The sequence below is a fragment of the Pararhodospirillum photometricum DSM 122 genome, from assembly GCF_000284415.1.
Classification (GTDB): domain Bacteria; phylum Pseudomonadota; class Alphaproteobacteria; order Rhodospirillales; family Rhodospirillaceae; genus Pararhodospirillum; species Pararhodospirillum photometricum.
Genome location: NC_017059.1, coordinates 3,380,080 through 3,393,737 on the forward strand (window position 1 = coordinate 3,380,080; position 13,658 = coordinate 3,393,737).

A 13,658-nucleotide genomic window follows, 5' to 3' on the forward strand; every position below is an offset into this window, starting at 1 on the left:
TCGCTCCCGTTGGACACCTGAGAGGCGGGGGCCCCCTCGCCTCGCCGTTTCGGGATCTGGAGGGGGCCCCGGCCAGGGGCGCACCATACCGGCTCCCCTGCCTTAATGCAATCGCCCGTGCCGACCCAAGACTTAAGGAGCGATCACGGCCAGGATCAGCGGCAGAACCACCGCAGCGGCGGCGGTTTGTCCGGTGATGATCGCCGCCATCATCGGGGCATCCCCGCCCATCTGGCGCGCCAACACATAGGCCGAGGCCGAGCAGGGCAAGGCCGCATACAGCACCGCCACCGCCAGGACCGCCCCCTCCAGCCCCAAAGCCCACCCGGCGGCCCCCACCACCGCCGGGGTCAGCAGCATTTTGACAGCGGACGACAGCCCCAGCGGCACCAGGGCGCCCCCCAGGGCCCGCACACTCAAGCCCGCCCCCACCGCCAGCAACCCAAGCGGCAAGGCGGCGCTAGCCAGCATCTGCAAAAAGCCACCCACCACGGGGGGCAGCCGGGTTTGCGTCACCTGAAGGGCGAGCCCCACCACGCAGCCCAAGATCAAGGGATTGGTGGCCAGCCCGCGCAGGAACCCGCGAAGGGTGGCGCGCTGGCCCCGGCCAAAGCGCACCATGCAGCTCACGGCCAACACATTGACGAGCGGCACCACCACGGCGATGCACAGAGCGGTCAGGGTCACGCCCTGAGGACCGAACAAGGCCGCCGCCACCGCGAGGCCGATATAGGTGTTCGGACGGATCGCCCCTTGGAACACGCTGGTGAACCCCGGATCCTCCATCCCCCGGCGCGCCAGCCACGGCCGGCAGGCCAAAAGGACGGCGGCGCCCACCCCGACCCCCAGGGCCTCCAGGACGGCCAACCGCTCCCAGGGCACGCCGTCCAAGGAGGCGTTGGCAAGATTGGCCACCAGGAGCGCCGGGAAGGTCACATAGTAGGTCAAGGCTTCGGCCGGTGCCCAGAAGGTGTCGGGAATCAGCCGCAGGCGCCGCAGGCCCGTCCCCAGAAGGATGACGAGAAAGACGGCGACGATCGCGCTCAGAGAGGGTGTCATGATCCTCGGCTTTTACCCCTGCCCCCGGCCAGGGGCAAGACCCGCTAGGATAGAAAGGCTGGGGAGGCGGGGCTTCCCCAGACCCCTCCGATCCTGGAGCAGGACTCACGACAAGGTTTGCAACAAGTCCAGCTCGTCTGGCACCAGGGCCTCATCGACAAAGCGGGCCTTGATGACCAGCACCTCGTCCCACGCCGCGAGAAAGGCATCGACACACAAAGGGTCAAAGTGAGAGCCCCGGCCCTCCACCAGGAACTGGCGGGCTTGGTCCAAGCGCCAGGCCCGCTTGTAGGGCCGTTCGTTGGTCAGGGCGTCGAACACATCGGCCACGGCGACGATGCGCCCGGGCAAGGACAGCGCCTCCCCGCTCACGCCGTAGGGGTAGCCCGTGCCATCCACCTTCTCATGGTGGGTCAGGGCAATTTCGGCCCCCAACTGGATCAGGTCAGACTCACTCCCGCTCAAGATGGCGTGGCCGATGGTGGTGTGATTCTTCATCACCGTGAACTCATCGGCAGTCAGGCGGCCGGGCTTGAGCAAGATGGCGTCGGGCACCCCCAGCTTGCCCACGTCGTGCATGGGCGAGGCCCGCAAGATCAAATCGCAAAAGCCCTCGGGTAGGCCGAGATGGCGGGCAATCAGATGCGAATAGCTGGCCATGCGCTGGATATGGCCACCGGTTTCGGGATCGCGGAACTCGGCCGCCCGGGTCAGGCGGATAATCAACTCGTGCTCGCGGTTGGAAATCTTGCGCGTCGCCAGATCCACCTCGTGGGCCAGATGGTGGTTCCAGTCCACTTGCCGCAGGTGGGAACGGCGCAGGGCCAGAAGGTTGGTCAAACGCACCCGCATTTCCGTCGCATCCACCGGCTTGGCCAGAAAGTCGGTGGCCCCTCGCTCCAGGGCTTGGTGGCGGACCGAGCGCTCGCCCGCGGCGGTGATCATGACAATGGGCACGTCGCGCCCCTCGGGATGGCGGCGCACCCGGCTCAGGAACTCCAGGCCGTCCATGCCGGGCATGAGGTAATCCAGGACGATCAGGTCGGGCATGCGCGCACGACACGCCTCTAAGGCAACCAGCGGATCAGTCTCGCAGACGATCTCGATCTCCTGGCCGGTCCGTTGGGCGATGCTTTTATAGATGATGAGGTTGGTTTCATCATCATCCAGAAGAAGAACCCGCATTGGTATCCCCTTGATTACGCGCGGCCCCGGCTGCCGCCAGACGGGGAAAGGCTGGGGAGGACGGCCTCCCCCGACCCCTTATTCCCTGGCCCCCTGCCTTACTCTGGCGCCAGCCCCATGGAAGCACGATAGAGGGCTTTTTGCGAGGCTCGACCGTAGCGCTCGGTAATGCCTTCCCAGGCCAGGGCGACGGCATCGAGGGCCGGCTTCACCGCGATCTCGCCAGCCAACACCCGGACCATCTGGGCCTCGAAAGCATCGGTATATTCCTTAAAGCCAGGCAATCGAAGATCGAGCGCGGCGTTGGGAGAATCGAGACTGGTCTTGATTACCCCCAGGTATTCAGCCGCCGCGCGCCGCGAAAAGACCCGGGTCCAGGCGTCAATTTCGGCGAAATGACTGTAGCGATAGGGATTGATGCCCGTTCCTCCGTCCAGGACATCTTCCAGGCTGTTGGCCACGCTGGAAAACCACAAGATGAAGTCCCAAGCGGCCTCCGGGTGGGGAGCATTGCGGGGCACGGCGGCGACCCAACCGCCAAAGGCCAGATACGGCACGCGCCGCCCGCGCGGCACATCGATCCACTGGCTCAGACGGGGATTCCAGACCTGGGCGGCCCCGGGCAGCACAAAATACCCGACCTTGTCGGCGACCTTCGAGCGGGCCGGGTCCTCGGCCGCCGGGCCGGTATCGCCCCAGTCCAAGGTCAGGGCGGCCTGACCGTCGATAAAGGCTTGGCGGCTCTCGACAATGCCAAAAGACCGCGCCTCGGGCGGGCAGAATGCCAAAACCGCCACATAGTCCTCAATGGCCCGCACCCAGCCCGGATTGTTGACTTGAGGCACCATGGTGTCGGGATCGAAGAACTGCGCCCCGGAGACCCCGGGGGCGTTGGTATAGGCAGCAGCGCGGGCAAAGGCGGTCCAGAACTGTTGCTTACCCCGGGCAAAGGCCTCGGCCGCGCCAAACAGCGGCCGCCCGTCCGGCCCCGGTCGTCCGGTAAAGAACTCGGCGATATCGCGATACTGGTCCCAGGTGGCCGGAGGCAACAGATCGTAGCCATAGCGCGCCAAGAAGCCGGCCCGGCTGACCGGATCCTCGAACAAATCGCGACGGTAGTATCCGCTAAAGAGATCGCCATCGACGGTAATCGACACCCAATGATCGTTCCACTTCATCAAGCGGTCGCGAAAAATGGGGTGGATATCGTCAAACGACTCATCCTCCGCCACCCAAGGCGGCAGTTCGCGCAGGTAGGGAGCAAAGTCCCCGGCCCAGGCGGGCGCGTAAAAAATCACATCAAAGGGCGGCGCCTCGCCCTTGAGGCTGGCCAACACGCTTTCATACAACGCCCCAAAGGGAATGCGCTTGACATCCACCCCGGCCTGACGCTTGGCCGCCCAGGTAGCCCCATGAACCTCGGCGGGGCGACCGATGGCCGAGGCATCTTGCACCGCCACCCGCAAGGTGAAAGACTCGGCCGCTTCTCCCACCCTGGCCTCCAGTCCCCCCACTAAGAGGGCGATCCACAGGAGGAAGACCGTCGTATGCCGTCCCATTGCGTCCTCGCCCGTTCAGTCTTTGCCCATTCAGTCTTTGAATGACCGCCCTGATGCGGTTGCGGATTCATTGGGGTGGAACAAGACCTGGACCATCGGGTATAACCCGCTCTCAGGTCCCGGGCAACCGAAATGGACGCCGTCTTGCGGAGACCGAAGACCATAAAGACGCAAACGCGCCGACGGATCGGCGGGGAGGCAGCACATCATGGCAGGCATGGGAAGAACGGCGGGTCTTGTGCTTCTGGCCCTGGGGCTGCTCCCGGGAAGCGGCGCGGCCCAAGAACCCCCGGCGACCAAGGGGCCGGTCATCGGCTTTTCCCAGGCGACGACCCTGGAACCCTGGCGGATCTTGTTCAACGAGGAACTTCGGGCCGAGGCCGCCAAACATCCCGAGGTCACCGTCTTGATCGCCGACGCCAACGACAGCGTGGACAAGCAGGTGGCGGACATGGAGGGCTTCATCCAGCGCAAGGTGAATGCCATCTTGATCACCCCCAAGGAGTCAGCCCAACTCACCCCGGTGGTGATCAAGGCCGCCGACGCGGGCATTCCGGTCTTCGTGCTCGACCGCAACGTGGAGACGGACCGCATCACCCAATTCATCGGCGGCGACAACCGGGCCATCGGCGCCGCCGCCGGGACGTACGCGGTCAAGCTGCTGGGCGGCCCCGGTAAGGCTCAAGGCACGGTGTTCGAGGTGTGGGGGGGCATGAAGACCAAGCCCAGCCGCGACCGTCACGACGGTTTTTACGATGTGGTCTCGCGCGAACCCGGCATCCGCTTCGCTGGCACCCCCGTGGACTGCGACTGGAAGCAGCATCTGGCCTACGAGGCCATGGTCCAGGTCCTGGAAAAAGAGCCGAAGATCGACCTCGTCTATGCCCATAACGATCCCATGGCCTATGGCGCCTATCTGGCGGCGCGCGACGAGGGCCGGGCCCAGGGCATCGCCTTTCTTGGCATCGACGGCATTCCCAGCGAGGGGGTGCGCTGGGTGCGCGACGGCGTGTTGTCGGCCACCTTCCTCTACAAAACCCCGGGCGACGAGGGCCTGCGCCAAGCCTTGCGCCATCTCGCAGGCCAACCGATTGAAAAGACCATTACCCTGCCCACCCAGGTCATCGACAAGGCCAAGGCCGAGGAAATCCTGGCGGGGCGGCGCGATTTGCCCTAGGAGCGGAGGACAGGCAGATCCCTCGAAGAGAGAAGGCCGGGGAGGCAGGCCCCCCTCAGCCCCCTCCTTCCCTTGACGCCAGGAGATCCATGGGACGTTTCAACTCCAGAACCTGGGCGGCCCTCGCGATCACCGGCACGGCAACCTTGTCGGTGCTGGCCACCATCATCGCGGTGGCCACCTTCAACAACCTGGGCAACGCGGTCCAAGTGACCACGGGGCAGACCATCCCCGCCCTTGGCGCCGCCTTGAGGTTGCAAGAAACCAGCGCCACCTTGGGGGCCTCCGCCCCCCTGCTGGTGGCCTCGTCAACCCGCGAGGACCTGGAGCGCGAAGCCCGGCGCATGGGCGACGAACTGGCGGCGGGCATCGCCGAGCTTGACCCGTTGCGCGAGATCGGCCGCGATCACGCCGCCAACGCCATCGAGGCCTTGGGCAACGAGCTAACCCGCTCCCTCAAGGCCATGGAGCGCGCCACCCACGAGAGCGTGGCGCTCGCCGATAGCCGCCGCGCCTTGCTGCGCGGCATCGCCGAGGCCCAGGAACAATTGCTGCAAACCGTGGGCCCCATGGTCTATGGCGCCCGGGCCCAGCTTGATCTGCTGGCCCGCCGGGCGGTGCGCACCAACGCCCGGGCCACACGCACCACCGTGGAGGAAAGCGCGGCCCGCCTGGGCGTGGTGGTGGAAATCCAGTCCCTGGCGCGCCACCCGCCCGAGAGCCCCGAAGCCGTCCGCGAGGCCCTGACTCGGGCCCTCGCCGTGCTGGGCCCCGACCCCGCGCTGGAAGCCTTGACCCAGCCCGAGCGCGCCCGCCACGACCCCGTGTGGCGGACCGACCTCCTGGCCTGGAGCGATACCGCCTTGCGCGCCGAGGTTGGGCGCATGACCGAGCTTCATGCCTCGCTGACCGGGGCGGTGGACGACGTGGTCACCCGCCTGATGGCCGGGGCGGTCAATGACTTGGGCTATATCGTCGATATCAAGGCCGAGGGGAACCTCATTGTCGGGGTGCTCAACGCCGCGACCAATGCGGAGTCGGAAAGCGCCGTGCACTCCTTGCAGGCCCGCTACAATCAATCGTTGGGCGTGCTCTCCGACGCCGCCCAGATCTTCGAGCGCAGCGATCTCGCCCAACGCAACCCGGTTCTGGTCGAAAGCCTGTTCAAGACCCGCGACGCCCTGAGCCGGTTAGGCCAGGGGGCGGGGAGCGTTTTTGACCTGCGCCGACGGGAAATCAACACGGCCGAGCGGATCCAGGGCCTTCTGGCCGACAACCGCCAGACCATCCAGCGCCTGACCCGGGTGGTCCAGGATCTGGTGGCCTCCATGGAAACCGAGGTGCGACAACGCAGCCAGGAGCTTTCCCAATCGGCCCTCTCCAGCAAGGCGTTTTTAGTCTTGTTGTGCACCGGGACCTTGATCTTGGCGGCGGGGATTGCCGTGCTGACCCTGCGCGAGCTTGAGCGCAACGAGCGCGCCTTGCGCGACGCCCGCGACGCCGCCGAAGTGGCCAACGACGCCAAGTCCGACTTCCTGGCCACCATGAGCCACGAAATTCGCACCCCCATGAACGGCGTCATCGGCATGGCCGGGCTTTTGCTTGATACTCCCCTAGACAGCGAGCAGCGCCGCTATGCCCAGGCGATCAGCGACTCCGGCGAGGCCTTGCTCAGTATCATCAACGACATCTTGGATTTCTCCAAAATGGAGGCCTTCCGGCTCACCTTGGAGCCCGGCGAGTTCGAGATGACGGCCCTGGTTGACTCGGTGGTAGAGATTCTCTCGCCGCGCGCCGCCACCAAGGGCCTGGAAATCGCCCAGGCCATCGCCCCCGAGGCCCGGGGCTGGTTCCTGGGCGATGCCGGCCGTCTGCGCCAGATTCTCCTCAATCTTGCGGGAAACGCCGTCAAGTTCACCGAGCAGGGCTGGATTTCGGTGGAGGTTGGGGTCTCGGGACCGAGGACGGCGCCTTTGGTGCGCTTCGACGTCACCGACACGGGGGTTGGGATTCCCGAAGAGGCTTTGCCACGCCTGTTCACCCGCTTTTCCCAGGTGGACAGCTCGGCCCGGCGCCGGTTTGGCGGCAGCGGCCTGGGCCTTGCCATTTCCCGACGCCTCGTTGAGTTGATGGGAGGAACGATCGGGGTGCGCAGTACCGTGGGTCAGGGGTCCACGTTCTGGGTCGAGGTCCCCTTGCGCCCCGTCACCGAGCGGGCCGATCCCGATGCCGAAGCCTTTGCCCTGTTGCGCCGCAAAAGATTCTTGATTGTTGACGACCTCCCCATCAACCGAAGCCTGCTTACCAAGCAGTTGGAGGCCTATGGGATTACCGCCGATACCGCCGCCAGCGGTCCCGAGGCCCTGCACCGCCTCAAGGAAGCCCACGCGGTTGGCCAGCCCTTCGATATCGTCCTGCTCGACCAGATGATGCCGGGCCTCACCGGCACCGATGTCGCCGCCGCGGTGCAGACCATCCCCGGGTTGGGCAAGGGGTTGGTCATGGTGCTGCTGACCTCCGGCGGGTCACTGCCCCCCGAACACAATGACCCAAGCAGCCTTGGCCTCGCGCTGGTCTGCCTCAAGCCCGTGCGCCTTCAAGTCCTGTTGCGCCAAGTGCTCCGCCTGGAAGAGGGCCCGGGCGGCAGTGACGCGCTCCCCCCCCGGTCGGCCCGGTGCTCGGCCTTCACTTCGGCGACCGGAGCGGGCGCGGGCTCGGCCTTCACTTCGGCGACCGGGCGGCGCGGGCTCGGCCTTCACTTCGGCGACCGGAGCGGGCGCGGGCTCGGCCTTAACCTCGGCAACCGGAGCCGGCGCCGGCTCAGCCTTCACTTCGGCCGGCTTGGCTTGCAGCGCCGGGTGGACCACAGCCCCGTCACGGGTCACGCAGGTGCCAGAGACCGTCTCGTCCTCGAGCTTCAGCGCCAGGGTCTTGGCGGCCTTGTCCACCTGCGGCGTGATAAAGTTGAGCAGGTTCTTCGCAAACAGCGGGCTGGCATCGGTGGCCAGACGGCCGGCCACGTTGGTGTGGCCCACGATCTTGACCCGGTTGTGCACCACGATCTCATCAGGACGCGACAGCGGGCAGTTGCCGCCGGCCTCGACCGCGAGGTCCACGATCACGCTGCCCGGCTTCATCTGGTTGACCATCTCCTCGGTGATCAGCACCGGGGCGGGACGGCCAGGGATGAGGGCGGTGGTGATGGCGATATCGGTGCGCACGAGTTCCTTCAGCACGGCGGCGGCCTGCTTCTTCTTGAACTCGTCGTCCATTTCCTTGGCGTAGCCGCCAGACGTCTCGGCCTTTTTCATGGCCTCGTCGTCTACGGTGATGAACTTGCCGCCCAGGCTTTCCACCTGCTCCTTGGTGGCCGGGCGCACGTCGGTCGCCATGACAATGGCGCCCAGACGCTTGGCCGTGGCAATGGCCTGCAAGCCCGCCACGCCGGCGCCAAACACCAAGACACGTGCCGGCGGCACGGTGCCGGCGGCGGTCATCATCATGGGGAAGGCGCGGCCGAACTCGTAAGCGCCATCGATCACCGAGCGATAGCCCGCGAGGTTCGACTGGCTCGAGAGAATGTCCATGGACTGAGCGCGGCTGATGCGCGGCATCAGTTCCATGGCAAAGGCGGTGATCTTGCGCCGGGCCAGGGCCGCCACCAGGGCCGGGCTGGTCAGGGCCGACAGATGGGCCAACAGGAGGGTTCCCTCCTTCAGGAGGGCGACTTCGTCGAAGCCCTCCTCGGCCAGCATGGGCGCGCGGATCTTCCAGACCATGTCGGCCTGGGCGAAGGCTTCCTGGGCGCTGTCGGCGATGGTGGCCCCGGCATCAACCAGCGCCGCGTCGGTGATTGAGGAGCCAAGACCGGCTCCCTTTTCAACAATCACCGAGAAGCCCAGGCCGACGAGCTTTTTGGCCACCTCGGGGGAGATGGCGACGCGATCCTCGCCGGGGCGTCGCTCCTTCGGAATGGCGATCTTCATCAAGTCACCCTTGGATTGAACGTGAAACTGCGGGCGGTAACCATAGTGTCGTGGCCCCAGGGGGGGGACCATGCCCGTTCAACCGCGCCGAGACAAGGCCGCTCGACGCGGGGGGCCTCACTTTCGCCGGATTGACGCCGCCGGATCCATGGATCCGCCCTCGTCCTCCCCACGCTTTGCCATGATCGTTGGACCGCCCGACTCCCTTGACACCTTGTTGATCCTTGTCGCGGATTTCCCTGGGTCGCTGCAAGCAAATAGGACACCGGGGACAAGAAGAACGTCCCGGGAGGGAAAGAGCAGGCTGGGGAGGCGAGGCCTCCCCAGACCCCTCCGATCCTGGGGCATCCCTCACGGTGAAGGGCCAGCAGGACCGTGGTGTCGGAGGCCCCGCCTCCCCAGCCTGCTCTTCCCCCCGTCTTTCCCCCGATTGCCCTAGGGATTTGCTGTTTGCGCCGGGGCCGGCTCGGAGTATGGTCCTGCCGCCTTCCGGCGCGTCGCGCGGTTCAAGAGCGCCGGCCCCGCAGGTTTCCCCACGGTGAGAGGCAGGCATGGCCAACGACAGTTCCGGCTCCGGCCAGGAAGCGGCGTCCCGGGCGTTCGAGGCGTCCGGTGATCGCTTTCTGCCCCCCGATCCTTCTTCCACCTCGCGCGAGCGGATCCCTCCGCGCGCTCCCGTGGCCCCGCCCCGTCAGCCCGCCGCCGATGAGGCCGCCGCTTATGACGAGGACAGAACCGGGCCGGGGACCGCGCGGGCCGACACCCTGCCGCCCCTCGATTCCCCCTTCCGCGCTCTTGGGGAGGTGTTCGGGCGCTCCTTGTCCTATGTCCTCACCACGCATCAAGGTTTCGCCACCGGGGTGTTGATCTTGTTCCTGCTGGGGGTCCTGAGTTTGCAGGTGGTCGGCTTGCGGCGCGGCCATTCCTTTGGCGCCGACGAAGCCTGGGGCTTGGTGATTGCGGGCTATGGGGCGCTGGGGGTGGTGCTGGCTTCGGTGGTCGGGCTTATCGTCTTGCACTGGCTGACCGTCTGGCTGGGGGGCACCTTGCGCCCGCGTGCGGCCAAAAAGCCCCGCCGCCACACGCCGATGGGAGAAAAACTCTTTCACGTCATTACCTTTCTCGCCAGCGTGTGGACCGGCTACACCAGTTGCTACGGCTTCCAGATCGTCTTTTTCTCGCCCGACGAGGGTTGGCGCTATTGGGTGGTGCCGGCGTTGGCCGGGGTGATCGGAGCCGGATTCGTCTTTACCTTCTGGACCACGCTCCTCGAACGCATGGAGATGGCCAACCTCTGGCAAAAGACCGTCCTCTTGGGGATCATCGCTCCCATTGGCGCGGCCATCATTTTTGGCATGTCCACGGCCACCAGCGTTCTTGGCGTCGGGGGCGATGCCGCCAACACCTATCATCTGCGCGTCTCAGCCGATGCCTTGCAGCAGTCCCTCAATGAGTTGCGCCAAGCTCGTGTCGGGCAGTATGACCGCTTGGTGCCGATCGCCCGCCAGATGTCCGATCGCTTCGAGCGTCTGGCCGTCCAGGAGGAAACCCACGGCACTTTGACCTCGGCGGCCGGGGCCGGCTCGGTGTCGGTGTTCCTGCGCGACTTGTCTCAGGTGGCGGGGGGGATTGCCGATCACATTGAGCAGACTCGCACCGCCGAGACCCAGGAAATCCGCGACATCAACGAGTCCCTGCGCCGCTTACGCGAGGCGCTGGCCGACCGGGGGGATGTGCTGCGCGCCAACTACGAAACCCTGATCCGCGACCTGAACTCCGTGCAAAGCCGCATCGGCAGCGTCGCGGCGACTTCTCCCCTCGACTACTTCTCATTCCAGATCGCCACCATGCGCGACATGCGCCCGCTTTCGGCCGATAGCATCAACCGCGGCTTCGCCGTCAGTCAGCGCGAGGTGGTGACCAATCTGCAAAACGACAAGAACACCTTGCTCGACGAGATTGCCGCCTCGCTGAAGGCCATGGGCGACCAGGGGCAGGTCGTGGTGCCGCCGTTTGCCCCCATGCACGATCTGGAAGCCATTCTCGTGTACTGGAAGCAAATCTGGCTGTCCTGGGCCATCGCCATTGCCACCGACATGGGGCCGTTGCTGTGGATTCTCGTCGCCGCCGTGATGCCCACCGGCTCCTATCTCGTGAAAGCCCACCAGGAAGAGGACCGCGCCGGTTTTCCCTTTCTTGAAGAAGAAGCGATACAAGACTAACGCGGTTTTTCCGCCTCCCTTTCGACCTCGTGAGAGGGGGAAAGGGGAAGGTCCGGTAACAGCCTGAGGCTCTTTGGATCCCCAGGACTGCAAGAAAACTCGTTGGGGAGGTCCGCCCCCCCCCCTCTGCCTTTCTTCCTTCCGAGCCGTCAGGCTGCTTCCAGGTCATTTCGAGAGACTGGTGGGGGCTCAAGGAGGGGGTATTATCGGTCGCAATGCAGTTTGGAGTGTTTTTAGTTCCAGATTGACCTCTTCTGATCTAAAATAAGGCTGTCACTCTCTTGAGAGTCGTTGCCCGATTTGGGAGGTGTCTGGATATTCTTTTTGTTCTTGGATAAACTTTCTCCTGAAATGGGTATGTGGGTTAATTGATGATATGGAGATCGAGCGATGAACGAGGTTCCCGCGTCTGGAGACGGTCAGGTTCTTAATAAAAAAGGTCTGTGTTTTGCTGTTTATATACTTTATATAATAGGGTTATTTACGGGTGTTACAGCCTTAATTGGCGTTGTTATTGCTCATATTCAGGCGGGAAGCGCCGCTGGTATCGAAAAAAGTCATTTGGATTTCCAGATCAGGACGTTTTGGTACGGCTTGCTGATTATGGTCATCGGTGGCGCGCTTTCTCTTGTCCTGATCGGCTATGCCGTTTTGCTTTTCTGGCTGGTCTGGTTGATCGTTCGTTGCGTTAAGGGCCTCCTCTTGTTGAACGAAAACCGTCCCATCGCCAATCCGACCAGCTTCATGTTCGGCTAGATCCGTCCGGCTCCTTGGAAGGGGCGTTTTGCGGCAGAACGGCGAGGGCCAGCACATGGCCAGACGGAAGGCAGTGTTGCTCCAGGTGGCAGGGGTGCCCCGGGGGGAGGAGGCCCTCTTGCCGTAAGAGCCGGGGAGGCTCGGTTCCAACAGCAAAACGCTTGAGGCCCAGCGCCAAGCCGCCGCCCAAGGCCTTGACCACCGCTTCCTTTAGCGTCCATAGGCGCAAAAAAGCCTGGGGGCGCTCTTGATGCGGCAGGGCTTGCAGGGCATCGGCTTCTTCGCGGGCAAAAAAACGCCGGGCCAGCCTCGGCTCGGGGGTTCGGGCCAGAGTTTCGGCATCAACCCCCACCCGTCCCCCGTCCGTGGCCACCGCACAGGCCACGAGACCTGTGGTGTGGGAAAGATTAAAGTCAGGGCCTCCCCCGACCAGGACCGGCTTTCCCGCGGATTCAGCCGTGAAACGAAGCGCCCGAGGGTCCTGACCCAACACGGCCCCGAGCATGGTGCGTTTAAGCCCATGGGCCGCGATAAACTCTCGCCGGGTTGGTGAGAGTTTCAGGCGATCGGCACGGGCTCGCTCTTCGTCGTCAAGCAGATCTGCCAGACGGGCCAGGGAAACCGGATCGAGCGTTGACAGGGACAGCGTTTCCAGCAGAGCCATTGTTTTTGATCAAGACGAGAGAAAGGGCCCCCCAGCCCCGGGGCAGAGGTTAGATCAAGCCTCTCTATCGTCATCGACTGGCCTCATGCAACAGCCAGTCGCGCAGCAGGCGCACGGCCGGGCGGTCCAAGGCCTGGGCGGTGGCGACGATCCAATAGGCGAAGCGTGGCACGTGGTTCTCGGGGAACGGGCGGACCAGCCGACCCGCCTCCAGGTCGGTCTGAGCGAGAAATCCCTTGGCGAGCGCCACCCCCAGGCCTTGCGCCGCCGCGTCGAGGACCATGGAGGACTGGTTGAAGCGCGGCCCCTTGGAGGACGCCAAAGGGGCATGGCCGGCCGCGGTCAGCCACAGCGGCCAGTCCGGGCAGGCGCCGCGTTCGGCCGGGTTGTCATCGTGGATGAGGACGTGGTGCTGGAGGTCGGGCAGGGTTCGCAGCGGCGTGGGGCCTGTCAGCAACGCGGGCGCGCAGACTGGAAACACTTCCTCCTCGCGCAACAGGGCAACCGACAGGCCGGCATACTGCCCCGTGCCAAAGCGTACCGCCAGATCCACCGCCTCGCGCTGGAGGTCAATGACCTCCATGCCGGCGATGACGTGCACGTCCAGCCCCGGGTTGGCCTGAATAAATCCTCCCAGCCGGGGCAGCAGCCACTTGTCGGCAAACGAGGGCGTGACGGCAACCCGAACCGTAGCCCGTGTCTCGGCGGACTGCGGCATGGCTCCCAGGGCCTGAACCAGTCGGTCGAAGCCTTCGCTCAAGCCCGGCAGCAAGGCTTGACCCGATTCGGTCAGGGCCAAGCCCCGGCCCTGGCGGCGCACCAGAGGCACCCCCAGGGTGTCCTCCAGTTGCCGGATTTGTTGACTGACCGCCGCCGGCGTTACCGACAACTCGTCGGCCGCCAAGGTGACACTCAGGTGCCGGGCGACCGCCTCGAACGCGCGCAAGGCGTTGAGCGGCGGCAACCGGCGGCGGCTGTGAGCCGCAGGCACCCGGGAGGGATCCATTATGAGGGCTTTCCTCTTGTGAACGGCGGTCCCTCCTGGGGGAT

Annotated in this window: 8 protein-coding genes and 2 pseudogenes; 4 read left to right on the forward strand and 6 right to left on the reverse strand. The window is 65.1% G+C overall.

What is annotated here, in order from left to right; translation table 11 throughout:
• Positions 1–132 precede the first annotated feature (132 nt).
• The 3 genes from RSPPHO_RS15060 to RSPPHO_RS15070 all read right to left on the reverse strand — a co-directional run bounded on the left by RSPPHO_RS15060 (position 133) and on the right by RSPPHO_RS15070 (position 3,803).
• On the reverse strand, positions 133–1,059 hold the full coding sequence (locus RSPPHO_RS15060; RefSeq protein ID WP_014416077.1) for an AEC family transporter: 927 nt from the start codon (positions 1,057–1,059) through the stop codon (positions 133–135).
• A 105-nt stretch (positions 1,060–1,164) separates the two neighbouring features.
• Positions 1,165–2,244 (reverse strand): HD-GYP domain-containing protein, encoded by a 1,080-nt coding sequence (locus RSPPHO_RS15065; protein ID WP_014416078.1) that lies wholly within the window; start codon positions 2,242–2,244, stop codon positions 1,165–1,167.
• Positions 2,245–2,342: 98 nt separating this feature from the next.
• Positions 2,343–3,803: an extracellular solute-binding protein gene (locus tag RSPPHO_RS15070; protein ID WP_014416079.1), complete on the reverse strand. Its 1,461-nt coding sequence runs from the start codon at positions 3,801–3,803 to the stop codon at positions 2,343–2,345.
• A gap of 208 nt (positions 3,804–4,011) precedes the next feature.
• Here RSPPHO_RS15070 and RSPPHO_RS15075 point away from each other — a divergent pair, with 208 nt between their 5' ends.
• Both RSPPHO_RS15075 and RSPPHO_RS21315 read left to right on the forward strand, forming a co-directional pair.
• A complete protein-coding gene (locus RSPPHO_RS15075; RefSeq protein ID WP_014416080.1) occupies positions 4,012–4,980 on the forward strand; it encodes a substrate-binding domain-containing protein in 969 nt (322 codons plus the stop codon).
• A gap of 1,328 nt (positions 4,981–6,308) precedes the next feature.
• A pseudogene (locus tag RSPPHO_RS21315) lies at positions 6,309–7,577 on the forward strand (ATP-binding protein); the annotation flags it as partial.
• A 228-nt stretch (positions 7,578–7,805) separates the two neighbouring features.
• On the opposite strand, the pseudogene RSPPHO_RS21320 reads toward RSPPHO_RS21315, so the two are convergent.
• Positions 7,806–8,966, reverse strand: a pseudogene (locus RSPPHO_RS21320) (Re/Si-specific NAD(P)(+) transhydrogenase subunit alpha); the annotation flags it as partial.
• A 551-nt stretch (positions 8,967–9,517) separates the two neighbouring features.
• On the opposite strand from RSPPHO_RS21320, the gene RSPPHO_RS15085 reads away from it, so the two are divergent.
• Positions 9,518–11,188: a hypothetical protein gene (locus tag RSPPHO_RS15085; protein WP_014416081.1), complete on the forward strand. Its 1,671-nt coding sequence runs from the start codon at positions 9,518–9,520 to the stop codon at positions 11,186–11,188.
• A 390-nt stretch (positions 11,189–11,578) separates the two neighbouring features.
• On the forward strand, positions 11,579–11,944 hold the full coding sequence (locus RSPPHO_RS15090) for a DUF4870 family protein (RefSeq protein ID WP_041795785.1): 366 nt from the start codon (positions 11,579–11,581) through the stop codon (positions 11,942–11,944).
• Here RSPPHO_RS15090 and RSPPHO_RS15095 read toward each other — a convergent pair.
• Both RSPPHO_RS15095 and gcvA read right to left on the reverse strand, forming a co-directional pair.
• On the reverse strand, positions 11,931–12,608 hold the full coding sequence (locus RSPPHO_RS15095) for a 4'-phosphopantetheinyl transferase family protein (protein WP_051013929.1): 678 nt from the start codon (positions 12,606–12,608) through the stop codon (positions 11,931–11,933). The two genes, RSPPHO_RS15090 and RSPPHO_RS15095, sit on opposite strands and share 14 nt — an antisense overlap.
• A gap of 70 nt (positions 12,609–12,678) precedes the next feature.
• Complete coding sequence (gene gcvA, locus RSPPHO_RS15100) at positions 12,679–13,614, reverse strand: transcriptional regulator GcvA (RefSeq protein ID WP_014416083.1); 936 nt, start codon at positions 13,612–13,614, stop codon at positions 12,679–12,681.
• Positions 13,615–13,658 lie beyond the last annotated feature (44 nt).

Coding starts and splice junctions, on each gene's coding strand:
- RSPPHO_RS15060 (WP_014416077.1), bottom strand. CDS start 1,059: ATGACACCCTCTCTGAGCGCGATCGTCGCCGTCTTTCTCGTCATCCTT.
- RSPPHO_RS15065 (WP_014416078.1), bottom strand. CDS start 2,244: ATGCGGGTTCTTCTTCTGGATGATGATGAAACCAACCTCATCATCTAT.
- RSPPHO_RS15070 (WP_014416079.1), bottom strand. CDS start 3,803: ATGGGACGGCATACGACGGTCTTCCTCCTGTGGATCGCCCTCTTAGTG.
- RSPPHO_RS15075 (WP_014416080.1), top strand. CDS start 4,012: ATGGCAGGCATGGGAAGAACGGCGGGTCTTGTGCTTCTGGCCCTGGGG.
- RSPPHO_RS15085 (WP_014416081.1), top strand. CDS start 9,518: ATGGCCAACGACAGTTCCGGCTCCGGCCAGGAAGCGGCGTCCCGGGCG.
- RSPPHO_RS15090 (WP_041795785.1), top strand. CDS start 11,579: ATGAACGAGGTTCCCGCGTCTGGAGACGGTCAGGTTCTTAATAAAAAA.
- RSPPHO_RS15095 (WP_051013929.1), bottom strand. CDS start 12,608: ATGGCTCTGCTGGAAACGCTGTCCCTGTCAACGCTCGATCCGGTTTCC.
- gcvA (WP_014416083.1), bottom strand. CDS start 13,614: ATGGATCCCTCCCGGGTGCCTGCGGCTCACAGCCGCCGCCGGTTGCCG.